This is a genomic window from Pseudomonas sp. PA-7-1E (assembly GCF_021605325.1).
GTDB lineage: Bacteria > Pseudomonadota > Gammaproteobacteria > Pseudomonadales > Pseudomonadaceae > Aquipseudomonas > Aquipseudomonas fluorescens_BV.
This window is the reverse complement of the sequence record NZ_WKFA01000017.1, coordinates 83,590-100,240: the sequence shown is the minus strand read 5'-3', so window position 1 is coordinate 100,240 and position 16,651 is coordinate 83,590. Positions and strand designations below refer to the sequence as shown.

16 protein-coding genes and 1 pseudogene are annotated in these 16,651 nt (G+C 56.9%); 11 read left to right on the top strand and 6 right to left on the bottom strand.

Annotation, left to right across the window (positions count from 1 at the left end; genetic code table 11):
* Nucleotides 1–179: 179 nt before the first annotated feature.
* The 3 genes from GIW79_RS13950 to GIW79_RS13945 form a co-directional block, all read right to left on the bottom strand.
* The gene (locus GIW79_RS13950; RefSeq protein WP_236455087.1) at nt 180–1,889 is read right to left on the bottom strand and encodes a polyurethane esterase; all 1,710 of its coding nucleotides are present in this window, start codon (nt 1,887–1,889) and stop codon (nt 180–182) included.
* Between the two features lie 208 nt (nt 1,890–2,097).
* Nucleotides 2,098–2,301, bottom strand: a complete 204-nt coding sequence (locus GIW79_RS29815; protein WP_181197099.1) for an SDR family NAD(P)-dependent oxidoreductase — start codon at nt 2,299–2,301, stop codon at nt 2,098–2,100.
* 46 nt (nt 2,302–2,347) lie between these two features.
* On the bottom strand, nt 2,348–3,247 hold the full coding sequence (locus tag GIW79_RS13945) for a LysR substrate-binding domain-containing protein (RefSeq protein ID WP_236455089.1): 900 nt from the start codon (nt 3,245–3,247) through the stop codon (nt 2,348–2,350).
* 145 nt (nt 3,248–3,392) lie between these two features.
* Between GIW79_RS13945 and GIW79_RS13940 the strand changes: the two genes are divergently transcribed.
* The 4 genes from GIW79_RS13940 (at nt 3,393) to yecR (ending at nt 5,790) form a co-directional block, all read left to right on the top strand.
* The gene (locus GIW79_RS13940; protein WP_236455091.1) at nt 3,393–3,779 is read left to right on the top strand and encodes a hypothetical protein; all 387 of its coding nucleotides are present in this window, start codon (nt 3,393–3,395) and stop codon (nt 3,777–3,779) included.
* A gap of 11 nt (nt 3,780–3,790) precedes the next feature.
* Entirely contained in the window at nt 3,791–4,393 is a 603-nt protein-coding gene (locus tag GIW79_RS13935; RefSeq protein WP_236455093.1) for a glutathione S-transferase, read from the top strand.
* A 68-nt stretch (nt 4,394–4,461) separates the two neighbouring features.
* Nucleotides 4,462–4,887 (top strand): glutathione S-transferase family protein, encoded by a 426-nt coding sequence (locus GIW79_RS13930; protein ID WP_236279720.1) that lies wholly within the window; start codon nt 4,462–4,464, stop codon nt 4,885–4,887.
* A gap of 600 nt (nt 4,888–5,487) precedes the next feature.
* The gene (gene yecR / locus GIW79_RS13925) at nt 5,488–5,790 is read left to right on the top strand and encodes a YecR family lipoprotein (RefSeq protein WP_236455095.1); all 303 of its coding nucleotides are present in this window, start codon (nt 5,488–5,490) and stop codon (nt 5,788–5,790) included.
* A 40-nt stretch (nt 5,791–5,830) separates the two neighbouring features.
* Here yecR and GIW79_RS13920 read toward each other — a convergent pair whose 3' ends face one another.
* Nucleotides 5,831–7,081: an MFS transporter gene (locus GIW79_RS13920; protein ID WP_236455097.1), complete on the bottom strand. Its 1,251-nt coding sequence runs from the start codon at nt 7,079–7,081 to the stop codon at nt 5,831–5,833.
* Between the two features lie 101 nt (nt 7,082–7,182).
* On the opposite strand from GIW79_RS13920, the gene GIW79_RS13915 reads away from it, so the two are divergent.
* Together GIW79_RS13915 and GIW79_RS13910 are read left to right on the top strand one after the other, a co-directional pair.
* Nucleotides 7,183–8,151 (top strand): AraC family transcriptional regulator, encoded by a 969-nt coding sequence (locus tag GIW79_RS13915; protein ID WP_236455098.1) that lies wholly within the window; start codon nt 7,183–7,185, stop codon nt 8,149–8,151.
* Between the two features lie 220 nt (nt 8,152–8,371).
* Entirely contained in the window at nt 8,372–8,599 is a 228-nt protein-coding gene (locus GIW79_RS13910; protein WP_236455099.1) for a hypothetical protein, read from the top strand.
* 130 nt (nt 8,600–8,729) lie between these two features.
* Here the strand turns inward: GIW79_RS13910 and GIW79_RS13905 are convergent, their stop codons facing one another.
* Entirely contained in the window at nt 8,730–10,052 is a 1,323-nt protein-coding gene (locus tag GIW79_RS13905; protein ID WP_236455100.1) for a hypothetical protein, read from the bottom strand.
* Between the two features lie 51 nt (nt 10,053–10,103).
* A pseudogene (locus GIW79_RS13900) lies at nt 10,104–10,715 on the bottom strand (type VI secretion IcmF C-terminal domain-containing protein); the annotation flags it as partial.
* A 638-nt stretch (nt 10,716–11,353) separates the two neighbouring features.
* On the opposite strand from GIW79_RS13900, the gene tssA reads away from it, so the two are divergent.
* The 5 genes from tssA to GIW79_RS13875 are packed head-to-tail and all read left to right on the top strand — an operon-like array spanning nt 11,354 to nt 16,498.
* Entirely contained in the window at nt 11,354–12,919 is a 1,566-nt protein-coding gene (gene tssA / locus GIW79_RS13895) for a type VI secretion system protein TssA (RefSeq protein ID WP_236455104.1), read from the top strand.
* Nucleotides 12,920–12,952: 33 nt separating this feature from the next.
* A complete protein-coding gene (gene tssB / locus GIW79_RS13890) occupies nt 12,953–13,459 on the top strand; it encodes a type VI secretion system contractile sheath small subunit (RefSeq protein ID WP_105226457.1) in 507 nt (168 codons plus the stop codon).
* Between the two features lie 25 nt (nt 13,460–13,484).
* The gene (tssC, locus tag GIW79_RS13885; RefSeq protein ID WP_236455106.1) at nt 13,485–14,960 is read left to right on the top strand and encodes a type VI secretion system contractile sheath large subunit; all 1,476 of its coding nucleotides are present in this window, start codon (nt 13,485–13,487) and stop codon (nt 14,958–14,960) included.
* Between the two features lie 10 nt (nt 14,961–14,970).
* Nucleotides 14,971–15,378: a type VI secretion system baseplate subunit TssE gene (gene tssE, locus GIW79_RS13880; RefSeq protein WP_105226455.1), complete on the top strand. Its 408-nt coding sequence runs from the start codon at nt 14,971–14,973 to the stop codon at nt 15,376–15,378.
* Between the two features lie 10 nt (nt 15,379–15,388).
* Nucleotides 15,389–16,498 carry a PAAR domain-containing protein gene (locus tag GIW79_RS13875; RefSeq protein ID WP_233098221.1) on the top strand — a complete coding sequence of 370 codons (1,110 nt, stop codon included), beginning with the start codon at nt 15,389–15,391 and terminating at the stop codon, nt 16,496–16,498.
* Nucleotides 16,499–16,651: the final 153 nt, after the last annotated feature.

The following is a 16,651-nucleotide window of genomic DNA, read 5'->3' as shown; positions in this document are numbered from 1 at the left end:
GCGCCGCACCTGTGGCGAGGGAGCTTGCTCCCGTAGCGGTCTGACAGCAGACGCTGATCTCACTGACACGCCGCGATCCAAATGTGGGGAGTAAGGTAGATACGCCTAGGCTGACAGGACGTCACGGGAGCAAGCTCCCTCGCCACAGGTTCAGCGTCACATCACCGTTATTTGGAGACTCAGGAAATATAAATCCCCGCCCCATTCAACTGAGTCATATTCACGCCAACCAACGTCACAGAATTGTCCCCGAAGGACAGCAGCGCGTTGTCCTCGAACATCGAGACATGGGAGCGATAATCGTATTGCTGTCCCAAGTCAGGAATACCCATGAACACCAGCTTATCGCTGGCCTGGTACCCCTCGACCCGGTCATTACCAAAGAGGCCGTTGAACAGGAAGGTATTGCTGCCACCGCCCGACACCATCAGGTCATTGCCCGCCCCGCCAACGAACACGTTATTGCCCTGCCCACCGATCAAATGATCGTCGCCGCCCAAACCAAATAACCACTCCCCTGCTGCATGAGCGGTGAGAACGTTATCCTGTACATCGCCGTTGACTGAGGGCACGTAGTGCGTCAAGGCTGTTCCGGCCAGCAGGCCCTGGCCGGTTACGGTATAGGTGATGTCGTGAGAACCCCACGGAATTGAATTCCACAGTATGTAGGACGTCTCCTTACTCACCAGCGCGCTGATATCCCGAGTCATACTGATACCACCATAGGCGTCGTTGACGTACAGCGTGCCATCGCCATCATTGGCAAAGCTGAAGCCGGCCAGTGGTTTTTGGAGTTCGAAGACGTTATCGCCCTGCCCGCCCAGCAGGATGTTGTAGCCACCGTCATCGCGAAAACGATCATCACCGGCCCCGCCTTCCAGGAAGTCATTGCCGGCCCCGCCCTTGAGCAGGTCGTTGCCCTCGGTGCCGAGGATGAAGGTATTGCCGGTGTGTTTTTCAGCGTAGCGGTTCAGATCTTCTACCCAGGTGGTTCCACGCGCAGCCTCTGTAAGGCTGGAAACCACGATGGTCGAGTCCTTGTCGGTCAAGTCATAGAACTGCGAGGACGCGATGCGCCCCAGGCCCTGGATATAACCGTCCAGGGAGTGGGCCTTGGCGACGCCCCAATTGAGGCTATTGGGTAAATGCGCCGAGAACGACGCGTAATTATCGGTAAAGCTGACGAGGTTGTTCGCGGCCGAATCCCAGCCCCTGTCGTTACCCCAGAAGAGCGCCGAGGTGTTGATGCCGTTTCCATCAATGGCTTTGAACACCGGATCGTTCTCGTAGCCGATATTCAATACCTGAGTGTCGCCTGAACGTTGGGTAGGTGAAGCGAAGGTCACATAGTGAGCGTCCTGGTAGAAGCCGCCCCAATGATCGGGGCTCAAGGCCGCCAGGCTGTTGGCCCCGAGCGCGCCGAGGCTATGGCCGGTGACCAGGATATCCTTACCGCTCAGCCCCTGGCTCGCGGCATAACGGGCGACGTTCTCGAACAAGGCGCTGAAGGCGAACTTGGCATAATTGGCGGCGTATCCAGGTAGTGCAGCGGCTGCCAGGTCGCTGGCCACATCGCCCGCGCCATCCCAGGTCAAGCCAAAGGACGTGCCACGAAAGGCAATGCCCATGGCAATCAGCCTGCCACCCCCATCGTACTGCCCGAGAATCTCGACGTTTGCCGAAGGGGCCAAGGCAGTCTCGCCCCAAAAGGTGCCTTGCTTGTCGACGTTCTGCGTCACGCCCAACGCTTGCGCACCAATGGGCGCCCAGCCACCGGTGGCCAGGGGTTTGCCGGTGGAGTCATAAGCGTACTCGGACAACGCCAAGGCGTTGTCCAGCAGCGCTTTGGCTTGCTCGCCCCTCATGCTCTTGTAATCGAAAACGCCCATGCCCTTCGCCCCTTTCAAATGACTATCAGATGGCGATCAGTTCGCACAGCCGGGGTCGATTGAGTGCGCGGCGCTGGGGAGTGTCAAGGGTTACCTAGAAATTCAATAATGCTCATCAAATCACCCTCTCATCCGTGCGCAGGTGCATGCCGTCGATCAACGTGTGTTCTCAATCACCCAATAGTCGGCTGTGTCGACGTTGATGTAACTACCCTTCTCGATGCGTCTGTGCCTGGTCGGCGTCAGTCAGGTCGCTGGCAAAGGTATGCACCTGCAGGCCCGCTCGCTCGCACTCGCGTTGCGCCTGTTCCAGCCGCACTTGCGACCTTGAAACGATCGCCGCTCGGGCGCTTTCACCGGCGAATGCCCGGGCGCATGCCAGGCCAATCCCCGAGCTGCCGCCCGCGACCACAACCAGGCGTTCTTGCAGAGACAGATCCTTTCGGGCAGTACCTCCGTCAGGTGTTTTTTTTCAGTTGCGCGAGGTAACGCTCCACTTCCCCCGATAACCAATGGGAGAACTCGCGTTGTTTATCTTCCGAACTTTCCCTGGGTGGCCACACCAGCCAATAGGGGTACGCGTACGGTGCACTGACGTCACACAGCTGGATCAGTTCGCCCCGCTCGATAGCGTCATGCACCAGGCTGCGCCGCTCCAGCGCGATGCCTTGCCCCAGGCGAACGGCTTCCAGCACCAGGTTGGAGTCATTGCTGCATAAACCCTTGCGCTCGCTGCCCATCTCGACACCTGCAGCCTCGCACCAGGGCAACCAGGACTCAGTGTTGTAGATGATGGTGCTGTCGACCACCTCCTGCGGTGTCTGCGGCAGGCGCCCGCCATTGAAATGAGGGGCGGCAACCACAACGACTTCATCATGAAACAACAGCTTTTGCTCGACGCCCTCCCACTCCCCCTTGCCCATGCGGATGCCGATATCCACTGACTCCTGATGCAAATTGGAGATGGTCAAGCTGGCTTGCAGACGAATGCCGATATCAGGGTAAAGCTGCTGAAAACCCGGTAGTCGCGGTAACAGCCAGGACCGGCCGAACGACGGCAGAACCGCTATCACCAACTCCCCCATCTTGGGCTGTGCCTGGATCAATCGGGTGGCCTCGGCGATGTCGCCCAGCGCTTTGCGGATCTGCAACGCATACAGGCGCCCATCCTCGCTGACTCGCAAGCCGCGCCCTTCGCGCACGAATAGCGTCAACCCCACAATTTCCTCCAGCACCTTGATCTGCTGGCTGATAGCAGAATGCGTGACGTGCAACTCCTTGGCAGCAAGGGTGACGCTCCCCAATCTGGAAGTGGCTTCGAAACTGCGCAGGCATGTCAATGGAGGAAATGCACTCATGTAAGCTAAGCTAACCTTTTCTGGTAAAAATTATCGATATTTTGAGGGCTATACCAACGTTAAAGTAACCTCAAATTAACAATTCCTGCCAGCCACGGGCGTCTTTGCGTTCCACCGTCACCTCGAGAACAGCGGAGCGTCTTCGATGAAAACCACCCTCATGGAACCAAGCCTCCGGACCACCCGCCTCAACCAGGCCCCGCAGGTATTACTGACGAAAATGGGCCAGGGGCGCCATGCCCTGAAATGGCTGGTGACCAAGGATCAACTACTCTCCTTCTGGCTGGAGCAGCAGGCCTACGTGATCGCGCTGAAGGGCCGCCATTGGATGACGTCCCAAGGCATTGATGTCTGCCTGGAACAAGGGACTTTCACCTGCCTTGCGCCGGGCCTGATCCTGCTGGAAGGCGAAGGGGAAATTGCGCTGTACCTGGCCGACCACCAGGCCACCCCCCGCGCCTGGGGGCTGCTGTTCAACCTGTACAAGTACCTCAAGCATCCCCACTGCACGTTGAAAATTACCCTGACGTAAATGGAGGTTTCATGAAACTGGTCGGCATGCTGGACTCGCCTTACGTGCGCCGCGTAGCAATTTCCCTGGATCTTTACGGCGTCGACTTTGAGCATCAGCCACTTTCGGTATTCAGCACCTACGAACAATTTGCCAGCATCAACCCGGTGGTAAAAGCGCCCAGCCTGGTGCTGGACGATTCAACCGTACTGATGGACTCAAGCCTGATTCTCGATTACTTCGAAGCGTCGGCCCCGATTGATAGAAAGCTGTTGCCACAGCAAGCCAGCGCGCGCGTCCAAGACCTGCAGTTGATTGGCCTCGCCCTTGCTGCCTGTGAGAAAACCGTACAGATCGTGTACGAACATAACCTGCGCCCCGCAGAAAAACTCCACGAGCCCTGGCTCGACCGAGTAACCGGCCAGTTGCTGGCCGCCTACTCAGCCTTGGAAAAACGCCTGGCCCATGCGCCGGATGCAGGCTTGACCCAAGGTGCCATCAGCGCAGCAGTGGCCTGGTCGTTCAGCCAGTTCACAGTGGCCTCAGTGGTTAACGCCGAGGCCTTCCCGCACCTGCAGCGCCATGCTGGGAGGCTCGAGGAACACCCGGCCTTCAAGCGATACCCCATCGCATAAGCCCCCTGCAACGTACCGCGAGCCGGCACCTGCCGGCTCTTTGCCCTGCGCTCACATGAACGGCCTCTATGTACACCGTCTTTTTCTCACCCACCGCCAATGGCTATAAAATGCTGCTGATGCTGGAGGCCCTGGCGGTCAGTTATGACATCTGCCACATCCATCTCGCCGGCGATGAACAACACCTTCCCGCGTATCTGCAGGTGAACCCGAACGCCAAAATCTCGGTGCTGCTGGACAACGACAACCAGCAAGTGGTGGTGGAGTCTGCCGCGGTGCTTCTATACCTGGCGGAAAAACACGCACGTTTTGGCGGCACATCGCCCGTACAACGCTGGCAAGTGATGCAGTGGCTGATCTGGCAAGTCAGCAGCCTGGGGCCGATGACTGGGCAGAGTTACCACTTCCATCATCAGTTGCCCCAACCCGATGGGTACTCGGCTACGCGCTATCTGAACCAGACCCACACATTGTGGTTTTGGTTGATTGCGTAAGGCACCTGGCTGAACTTATCCGCGGTCGGCGTCGCAAAGCGGTCGCTCAGCAGTTGTTGCTCATGCGCCAATACATTGATCGCAAAGCCCTGCGCCGCAATCGGTAGCAGCGTCGCAGAGCCCGATAACTGCTTGGGTTGTAGCCGATTTCCGTCAGCCCCAGCACGGTCCACCGTAGCTTGCGTCTCGATTTCCTCCAGGTGATTGTCGGGCTCTTTACGCGCTTCTAGACTCCGCCGCCGTGGGGCAAGTCCCTTTCCCATCATGATTCCCACAGGCGGCACGGCGCAGATTTTTTTGCCGCCGCCATTCGCAAGGAGAATTTCCTGGGCGGCGCTGAACTGAACTCAAAGCCGCGACCCCCAGAGGCCGTCTGGTCAACTGCTCGACGGTCAATAACCCGAATTACTGCATCCTTTCCATCACCATGGATCAGGACAGGAAAGTTGTCGGGTTTGAGGCCGATGAAGGCGAACCGCTGCTGCCCAGTGGTTACCAGTCAGTCAAATTTGGGCCACCTTCGCCCTCTACGTTGATGCTGGCGAACAAAAAACGAAGCCTACCAACGTCATTTTCACCAATAAAGGATCGTCCTCGACAATGAAACCCGTCATCGTCGCCATCGCCCTACCGCTCTTTGCAGGCTGCGTCACGCCGAAATATTGGGAAGCTACCGGCGGCAACCCGTCCGATGGGCTGGTCCAACTCTCCTACCTACATACGCCATTCGAGCTCGGCCAAATCCGGGAATCCCAAGGTCTGGCGATCGCCACGGGGCGCTGCCAGTTTTGGGACTACGCACGCGCAGAACGCGAAGGTGCGGAGAAATCCGTGTGCCGAACGATGGGGCAATTTCATTGCCTGGAAACCACCGTGACTCAGGATTATCGGTGCCAAATGTGACATCCACCCAAAGCGCAACGAGGCAGTTTGGAAAACCGAATCAAAGGTGCAATGCGGGCGTGGACTCGCGAACGCCATGGACAGAAGGGACCCGGACACGCAGCGCAATCAGCAACGCAGCCAGCAGCATCAGCACCGCTGCCGCTATGAATACGCCCGCGCTGCCACCGAGGCTGAACACTGCACCGCCAGCGGCGGCGCCCGTGGCGATGGCGGACTGCACAGATGCCACCACCATGCCCCCGGCGCTTTCCGCCTGATCAGGTACCGCGCTGGCGACCCAGTTCGACCACGCTACCGGCACACCGCCGAAGGCCAAGCCCCATATTGCCAGCAGTACTGCCTGCACCGGCAACGAGGGTGGCAACAGCACCAACGCCAATGCTGCAACCCCGACCAGCGCAGGCATTAACACCAGAGTGGCCAGCGGGTGGTGCTCCAGCAGCCTGCCAGCCAACAGCGTGCCGAAGAAGTTCGCCACACCGAACCCCAGCAACATCAGCGACAGCCCTTGCGGGCCGATGCCGGTAGTGCCTTCCAGGAATGGCCGAACGTAGGTGAACATCGCAAAGTGACCGCTATGCACCAGCACACAACCGAACATCCCCATGGCGATGCCCGGGCGCTGCAACACTTCGAAAACGGTGCGCAGACGTGTCGGCCGGCGCGGCGCGAGGTGCGGCAAAGTCAATGACTGAAAAGCCAGGGTCACCATGCCTACCGCCGCCGCTGCAAAGAACGCGCTGCGCCAGCCGTATAGCCCGCCCAGATAACTGCCCAGCGGCACGGCAACGACCGTCCCGATGGCAATCCCGCTGAAAATGATCGACAGCGCCCGAGGCAACAAAGCACTCGGCACCAAGCGCATCGCCACCGCCGCAGCCATGCTCCAGAACCCGCCTAGGGCAATCCCCAGCAAGATGCGCATCAACAACAGCACCGCGAAGCTGGAGGAAACGGCGACCAGAAGATTGGAGGCAACCATCAGCGTTGAAAACCCCAGCAACACCCAACGTCGGTCGATACCGCGGGTCAGGCCTGGCACCAACAAACCGGCGAACAGCGCTATCACTGCTGTCACCGTTACCGCCTGGCCAGCCAGTGCTTCGGACACTCCCAGATCAGTCGCCATCAGTGTTAACAAACTGGCCGGAAGGTACTCAGCGGTCAGTAATCCGAACACCCCCATTGCCAGCGAGAAGACCGCCATCCACGCGGGGGCCGCAGGCTCTGCCTCCGAGAAGGCGCCGGGATGGCGGTTGGATACGGCACTACATATACAGTCAGTCATTGCAGGGATCTCCAGTCTTCATTTCAGGCCGCAGTCTAGGCGCCGGAAACTGGATGATCTATGATCAAAAACCTCTACTTTTTGACTAAAACACCTGAACAATGTCTGCAGAACAGTTTGCTCTTTCCTCGGATCTCATCAACGAGCTGTTGCGCGGTATGCGCCTGCGTGGCGTCGAATACCGGCGTATACAAGCCAGTCCGAGTTTCGGTTTGGGCTTCGCTGAAAAACCTGGGCATGCCTGGTTCCATTTCATGGCGGTCGGCAATGCGGTGCTGCGAATGGCGGACGGCACCACCTACGCGCTGTCTGCCGGCAACGCCGTGTTCATCTCCCATGGCGCCGCCCATCAACTGTCTTCCCATGCGGACGCACCTGTTCAGGACATCGACGGTCTAGACAGCGTCCCCCTCGGTGACACCGTGAGCGCGGTGCACACCGCAACCGATGCCAGCCCAACGCCGAGCACTATTTTGTTCAGTGGTTGCATGGAGTTTGAACTGGGCAGTATCCATGGCCTTGGCAAACTGATGCCGGGCCTGATGTTGATTGATGCCAGCGGCCAGCGCTACCCTGGACTGGTGCCTATCCTGACCACCATGGAACGCGAGGTCAGCGCCGCACGTGTGGGCTTCGCCGGTATCCTCGCGCGGTTGGCCGACGTGGTGGCCGCCATGGTCGTTCGCGGCTGGGTGGAGTGCGCTTGCGGTAATGCCTCTGGCCTGGTCGCCGCCTTGCGCGATCCACGCTTGGCAGGGGCACTGCTAGCGCTCCATCAACAACCGGGCCGCGACTGGACCGTTGCCCAGTTGGCAGAGCAATGCAATACCTCACGCTCAGCCTTCGCGGATCGCTTCCAGGTGACGATTGGCATGACGCCGCTGCGCTATGTCACCGAACTACGAATGCGGCTTGCAAGCCAGTGGCTGACCCTGGAAAGGCTGCCGATTGAAAAGGTAGCACAGCGCTTGGGCTATACATCCCAGGCCGCTTTCAGCCGCGCATTCAAACGCATTACGGGCAAGACACCAGGATCAAGTCGCAAGGTGAGACAGCCCATTGTTACTTGACGCTGAGCGCAAGTAGTCGACGATCTGTGCCTCTGAATCATTTAACGCCCGTTACGTCGAGTAATGGGTCACGGCAGTGCAACACCGGCTAAAGGACTGTCAAGTATGACAGTAGACGCCTGCGACGACTCACCTGAGAATGAACGCCACGCGGCAAGAATCCCAGCCTCTGATCCTGGGCCTGCACGTTTGCCGCCAGCACTCGATGAGAGGCTCAGTCATGGAGATCACTGAATGCCGCGCCGCAGACAACGTCATCTTGACACTAAAGCAGCCGATGAACGCGCGACGCACACGCCTGCTGTGCGGTTATCTGCGCCAGATCAATCCGCCGGCCGAGTATTTGATCCTGGTCGAGGAATGGACGGCGCAAGCCCATTACGTGCAGTTCAACCAGATTACAGGGTGCGCGCGCATGACCAAAAAACTGCGGCCACGCCTTGCCTGAGCATTTCCTCATGAAGGTACGTTCACGCGCCATCAGCGTAACGCTGGCGATCGGTTTGTTCACCACCATGGGGGGGTGCGGGCAGAACGCGGCCTCATTGAGCAGCCCCAGATGGAGCACCCTGCCCCCTTTACGAGCGCAGCGCCTCACCGATTTCTTCAATAGCAAAACCAACGTCATGCCCCGCACGAATCAACTCCGCGAACCGCAGCATCACTGAAGAGCCGACATCGTGGGACAGCGCCAAGGTCATCAGTTCGCGTATCGGTTCATCAAGCGCTGCTTCGACGCTGGGAGAACACGCCTGCCCTGTGAGCCAGGCAACAAGGGACGAGACCCTATGGCCAGGGGTATCTTCATCAACACCCAAAATCTCGCCTAACACCATTCCCAGTGTGCCTGCAGGATGTTGTTCCGGGCGGCTCCAAGTCTTGAGTTCAATTGACTCTCGCTGCACCTTTTCCAAGTTCCGCCGAATCTTTCCAGGAATGGTCGCCGCCGCTTTGGGGCGATTGTAGTACTCGCGGTTAGCTAAACTTGCGGCATCCCTGACAACCTTCCAGGCCACCGACCACAGCTGTGAAACACTGTAGGTATGCAAAGCTGCGCGCATAGTACTTTTAATTTCTGCCAGCTCTTGTTCCGACAGATCATGGTTATAGAGTTCGCACTGAGCGTCCAGATAGCGCATGACATCGGCGACTGCGTAATCAAGCCACAGGTTGAACAGCCCGTCAGCATCGGTATACACCCTATCCGACAGGTTACGAATGACCTCGTCCGCACGCCTTGATGCGACATCTGGCGCCAAACGATAGACAACCTGGTCCCTCAACACCCAAATCTCATCGCCCTCCCAATAGTAGGTGCCCGGGCTTGCTTTACTGGGGTCATCAAGGACGAGCCCAGCCTCACGCAATTGCAGCATGAAGTCATCGACATATCGAGGCGCCAGCCCTCGACAATCACCCGGTCTGAAGCCGCCATTGGTCAACCTCGGGGTAACAGCCCTGTCCAACGCAAGCAGAAGCACCACCTGATTATCCGGGACCGCTGAGTAGTCCACCGTACGGGTTAACTGCTTGCGTACGTATTCGGCCAACTGCCGTTCAAGCTCTGCGGCTTTGGTCTTTTTAGCCTCAAGCGCAATGGCGTCATGGTCGTTCTGACAAAGCGTACAAAGCTTCGTGGACCGTTGAGGGACCTTTTTGGCCTCTGAGCGATTTTTGATTTCGATCAATTCCGCACACTTGGGGCAGACCTGATTATCATCGAATGCATTGCAACGTTGCCGTACGAAGCTGGCGAGTGTAACGCCTGGGGCCATTTCAATAACGTCCGTCAGAGCACTCACTTTTTCAAGGTACTGCCCTGACTCATCGACAGCCCAGTACCGCTCGATCAACTCAATTTCTTTAGGATCTTCGGTCAACATTTGCAGCTTGATTGCCATGTAAGCAGTCCTGTTTCGCGTGTGATTATTTCGCACCCAGTCATCGCTGACTTATGGGCGTTCATAGGTGAGAGCTGTTGCGGCGAGCCTCTCGACCTTGTTCGGTTTTTTCTTTATTTGACGTTCTTCCAACAGAGTCCTGGGCAATACAAACCCTTCAAAACTGCGCTGTGTAATCGGGTTATTAGCCTTCTCCGCTCCAATCCGATAACGCATCAACCCATCGGCGACTGAAAAGGTCAGGTCCACACTGGTGTCGGTGCGGCCATTTAGGTGCCCGCGACTCAGCAGCCGGAACAACGACCACGGCCCGCGGTAGCTCAGGCTGGCGGTGTTGCCGGTGCTATGCACCAGAGTCAGTTGACTGCCATTGCTGTTGCCCAGGCTGTTGGGCCACACCAGACCGGTGCGCTGTGGCGCGCCGTGCTGGTAGGGGATCAGTTGGCCGTCGACGCTGAGCATGCTGCTCAGGCGAGTGGCACTCAGGGCCAGGGGTTCGATGGTGAGTTGCACGGCAAGATGGCCGCGATGGTTGAAGAAGGTCTCGCGGATGCGCTCGGCCTTTTTCAGTTGCTCCAGCACGTCGCTGCGTACCAGGTAGCCGCCGAGGCTGTCGGAGTACAGGGCATCGAGGTTGTCCTTGAGGAACACGTTCGGGTATTGGATCAGCATGGTTTGGGAGAATAAACTTCACACTTTCTTGCAGCAGTGACACGACGGTCATATAAGCAGCGCGGATCCCCGGCATTTCTTTCCTGACCGTGAGGGTCGACTGCTTGAATTGCTCCAGTGCATGCGCTGAATAGTGCAACGATTTAACCGACTCCATCACCCCTCCTTCACCTGATCAAACCAAAGTAGAAAGAAACAACTGTCGTCCACTTCCTACAAATAGAAAGTTAATGAACACAACACATGATTAAACCGCCCCGCAGGCGCAGAAAATTAACTATTGCCTGCAGTCAGCATGCGCTCAGAACTTCATCACACCATAGCGCAAAAAGACCATGCAACTTGTTCCAAGTTCGCAGTATTACGTGACTTCCCACAAATAAAAGCGAAATCAACGAAGCCACGCAAAGCCCTAGCTAGAGCTGTTTCGGAAAAGACTTACGAAACCAGAGAAAAATCTCACACAAAATTCAAGGATCGGTCCTACTTGCTACTTATATTGCATTCCGGCAAGTATTGTTCTCACATTGAGATGCAAAATTCGCCACGGGCTAGAAACTCAACCAAAGCAAGAAAAATCAGTCAACACGGCTACTTTCTACCGAACCGTTCATCATGGACGATATAATGTGAACCACGCCCATCCGCTCTGTACTCATTACTTGCAGTTAGCCAAGTGCGCTATCTCGTCCGATGACTTTATGGGAAGTGACCTACGGTATTGTCCAGAGTTTGAAGAACTCGAAAGCGAAGTGGGGCGCGAAGCCACATTTCATGAGACAGCGCAGACAGACTGGAAGCTGGTTCGCGAACGCAGCGAAACATTCCTTGAAACGCAGTCCAAAGACCTGCGCGTCGTAGCATGGCTGGCGTGGAGCCTGTTTCAGTGCGAATCCTATAAAGGCCTGCAAGCTGGCCTCGCCATGCTTCGCTATCTCATCAGCGACCATTGGGACGAGATCCACCCGCAGAAGCCGCGCACGCGGGCAGCGGCCGTCAGTTGGTTGTGCTTGCGCTTGGAGCAAATCCAATTTGAGCAGGTCGCCATCGCCGGGCAGCTTGCGCTTTTTCGCCAATTGATCGACGACCTACACGCCATTGAGGGCTCGCTATCTCATCACTTGGGCGAAGGGGCACCTCTGTTACTTCCGCTATGTCGTCGCCTGGACGAGTTGCTTACACGGGCCAGTCAAGGGCATCCAGAGCCCGGCACCCTGGGTGCCGCGTTCGCCCAGGTGAAGCACGTCGCGGAACAACTGATCACGCCTGGGGCACCGGTGGACAATGAAAAAACCGCCCATAAAACCCTTCGCACGCTTCAGGATCAGACCCGGCCACTGTGCCTGTACTGGCTCAAACAAAAATCCAGCGACATTCGAGCTTTACGCTTGGGCCGAACGCTACTCTGGCTGCCTATCGATACCCTGCCAGAACACAACGCCGAGAAGGTCACGGCACTGCGTGGCGTTCCCATCGACAAGTTGGCCGACTTTCAGGAGCGTTTTGCCCAACGGCAATACGCCGACCTGATGACTGAGCTGGAAGCCTGTACGGCCCGCTCTCCCTTCTGGCTGGATGGGCAACGCTTAACCTGGGAATGCCTTCAGGCCTTGCAGGCAGAACACGCCATGCGCGAAGTGGAAATCCAGCTGGCCCTGTTTCTGCAGCGCGTTCCCGGCTTGGAGGAATTACAGTTTCACGACGGCACCCCGTTCGCCGATCCGCAAACCCGATTGTGGATCCGCGCATCCGTCCTTCCCCACTTGAAAGCCAATGAGCCGCCGCCTGACCTTCACCCCAAAAATGGTGATGACACGACTGCACCGTGGGAGCAAAGCTTGCAGGACGCCCTCCCCACCCTGCAGGCATCAGGCCTGAAAGCTGCCGTTCAGCACTTCAAAAAAGACATGCGCATGGCCGGGAACCGTCGCGAACACTTCCTCTGGCAATTGACGCTCGCCCGCCTGAGCTTCCATGCCAAGAAATACGAACTGGCCAGGGTCCAGCTCACTGCCTTGGACACGTTGCTGCACAACAGCGGCCTGAATGATTGGGAGCCGGACCTCGTACTGGACGTACTCAATCTTTTGCATACCTGCTGCGAGCTGCTGCCGCAGAACCACGAAGTGCGCGAGCACAAAGAAGAAATTCACCGAAGGCTGTGCCACCTCGATGTTGAAGTGGTGCTCGACTAACCCCTCGGATCAACCCCGCGATGGAGAATGGACATGGCCAAAGAAGGCTCAGTTGCCCCCAAGGAACGTATCAACGTCACCTACAAACCTGCAACCGGAGGCGCGCAAGAACAGACCGAACTGCCGCTCAAGCTGATGGTGTTGGGTGACTTTACCCAGCGTCAGGACGAGCGCCGGATTGAGGACCGCAAACCCATCAGCATCGACAAGAACACCTTTGACGATGTGCTCGCCAAACAGGAAATACAACTGACCTTGGCGGTGCCCAACCGGCTTCAAGAGGATGCGGGCGACGACGAATTGGCCGTCCAGCTGAACATCCAGTCGTTGAAGGATTTTCATCCCGACCAACTGGTTGAACAGGTTCCTGAACTCAAGAAATTGATGGAGCTGCGCGATGCCCTGGTCTCGCTGAAAGGCCCCCTGGGCAATGCACCGGCATTCCGCAAAGCCATTGAGAGCGTGTTGGACGACGGCGATAGCCGTGAACGCGTACTCAAAGAATTGGGCCTAGCCGCCCGCCCTACTACGGACGCCTGATCCCCCGACAAGGAAGAGAGTACTCATGAGCACTCAAGCCGCCAAAGCCCAACAACACAGCACCGCCGACGTCGGCATCCTGGATCGCATCATTGCCGAAACCAGGCTGACACCGGATGACGATGCCTACCTGATTGCCAAACGTGGCGTTTCAGCCTTTATCGAAGAACTGTTGAAACCGCAGAACAGTGGCGAGCCAGTCAAGAAAGCCATGGTCGACCGCATGATTGCGCAGATCGATGCGCGGCTCAGCGAACAGATGGATGAGATCCTCCATCACCCGGATTTTCAAGCGGCCGAATCGGCGTGGCGTGGGTTGCGGCTGCTGGTGGATCGCACCGACTTTCGCGAAAACATCAAGTTGGAAATCCTCAGCACGTCAAAACAGGACCTGCTCGACGACTTCGAAGACAGCCCCGAGCTGGTTCAGTCGGGTCTCTACAAGCACATCTACAGCGCGGAGTACGGGCAGTTCGGCGGCGAGCCTGTAGCGGCATTGATTGCCAACTACTATTTCGACCCCAGCGCACCGGATATCAAAACACTGCAGTACGTTTCCGGGGTCGCCTGTATGGCGCACGCGCCATTCATTGCAGCTGCAGGCCCCAAGTTCTTCGGCCTGGAAAGCTTCACCGGCTTGCCGGACATCAAGGACCTGAAAGACCACTTCACCGGCCCGCAATTTGCCAAATGGCAGAGCTTTCGCGAGGAGGAAAATTCTCGCTACACAGGATTGACCGCGCCGCGCTTCCTGCTGCGCCAACCCTACGATATGGAAGGCAACCCCATCAAACGCTTTGGGTATGCGGAAAACGTCGCGCACAGCCACGAGCACTATCTGTGGGGCAACACCGCCTACGCATTTGGTACCCGGTTGACCGACAGCTTTGCCAAGTTTCGCTGGTGTCCGAACATCATTGGCCCGCAAAGCGGCGGCGCCGTGGAAGACCTTCCCCTGCACCACTTCCAGAGCATGGGCGAGATCGAAACCAAGATTCCAACGGAAGTACTGGTCTCTGATCGCCGCGAGTATGAACTGGCTGAAGAGGGTTTCATTGCGCTGACCATGCGCAAGGGTAGCGACAACGCAGCGTTCTTCTCTGCCAACTCGGTTCAGAAACCGAAGAACTTCGGCAACAGCGACGAAGGCAAGGCGGCGGAGCTGAACTACAAGCTCGGCACTCAACTGCCCTACCTGTTCATCATCAACCGCTTGGCGCACTACATCAAAGTGCTGCAGCGCGAACAGCTCGGCTCGTGGAAGGAACGTACGGACCTGGAAACAGAGCTCAACAAGTGGATCCGCCAGTTCGTCGCCGACCAGGAAAACCCCAGCGCCGAAGTGCGCGGCCGCCGCCCTTTGCGCGCTGCCGAGATCAGCGTCAGCGATGTGCAGGGTGAGCCGGGCTGGTATCGGGTCAGCCTGAATGTACGTCCGCACTTCAAGTACATGGGTGCCGACTTCACCCTATCGCTGGTCGGCAAGCTGGACAAGGAATAGGAGCACCACCATGTCGAGATACGGCAGCCTGTTTGAGCGGTTGAACAGCAGCGGAGCGCAGGCTCCCCGCCAGTCTCACGAGGCCGATCTCACGGCCTCGGTGGCCGGGCACCTGGCGAAAATGCTCAGTACCCGCGCAGGCAGCGTGCAAACCCTGCCTGACTACGGGCTGCCGGATCTCAACGACATGCGCCTGAGCCTGCATGACGCATTGAGCCAATCACGTCAGGCAATCGAACGCTTTATCGAACGCTATGAACCGCGGTTGAGCAAGGTTCAGGTGACCTCTTTACCCCGCGACCACCACCATTTGTCGTTGAGCTTTCGCATCTACGGCCTATTGGAGGTTGAAGGCGACAAACGTCCTGTTCAATTTGCTGCGAACCTGGATGGCAGTGGCCAGGTCACCCTACGCTGAGGAACTACTGATGTCTGCAAAACCTGCGGCCCGCAAGGGCGACCCAACCGCCGATGGCGACAGCAATCTGATTGATAGCGGCTCTCCCGATGTTCTGTTCGACGGTCTGCCGGCAGCGCGCGAAGGCGATACGACCGAGTGCGGCAGTGAGCTGTGCGATCAGCTGAGTTTGACGGTGCTGATCAATGGAAAAGCAGCGGTCATGGTGGACAGTGAAGGCAGTGCTGGAAATGTCGTGATGAGTGGGTCCAGGACCGTACTAATCGGAGATTCACCCTCCAAAGAGAATTCACACACGTCGCTGATCAATCTTCTTGCGAGTCCACCTACCCAAAAGCAACACGACAAACTCACCGAATATTTAGACTCCTTAATGTCACCCAAACCATCACCAAAACCTTGCCAGTGTAGCGGCACCGAAGTCACACAAATTTATGGTTACGACAGTATTCCAAGCTATTCAGGAGATATCCCCTCTCCATTCCCCTTGATGCCCTATGTTCCAGAAGCACACGAAGCCTTCAAGATCTACTTTCCCGCTAGCGAAATTCGCAGTTGGGTGCGTTCAGCCGCTGAGTACCACGGCATCCCACACGTTTTATTGGCTGTGATTATTCAACAAGAAAACTGGCCCAAAGCAGGTACTCTTCTGAAGATTGCCCAATTCGTCGAGCGCACCCTGACGACAATCTCTGCGATTACAGATGAGTTGATATTTGACCTATTCCCAGACAGGGTTTCCGCCAGCTCAAGTGGTTTGGCAAACATGAGCAGAGCAACGCTTAGAAATGCCGTGAAATATATAGAATTCAATTACAACAAGCCTCCCATGCCACCTGAAGTTCAGTACCGAATATTTGATTACAACCAAGATACCCGAATCCCTGGTGACGATTGGAAAGCTGATCTCTACTACTGCGCAGCGCACTTGCGAGAGTTGATTGATCGAGTCACTGGGCAGCTATGCCATAACGCAAAGGTCGACAAGGTACAACTTAGGGACATTATTTCCGCCTACAACGGGTCTGGCAAAGATGCAAGAAAATATGGGCGCGACGCTATCGCACTTCTAGAACGAGCAGACAAAGGCACGGACTATCTATATTTTTATGAAAAATAAAATCACAACCAAACGCATTTTTTATGCTTTCACGCTCTATGCAATATCAATGCTCATTACATTCACTAATCTATTCTCAAATACATTCATGCTCTTAACGGACCGAAGCAATTTCATCCCCGCCGAATCATCGATCCTATTTTTTGACCCCTA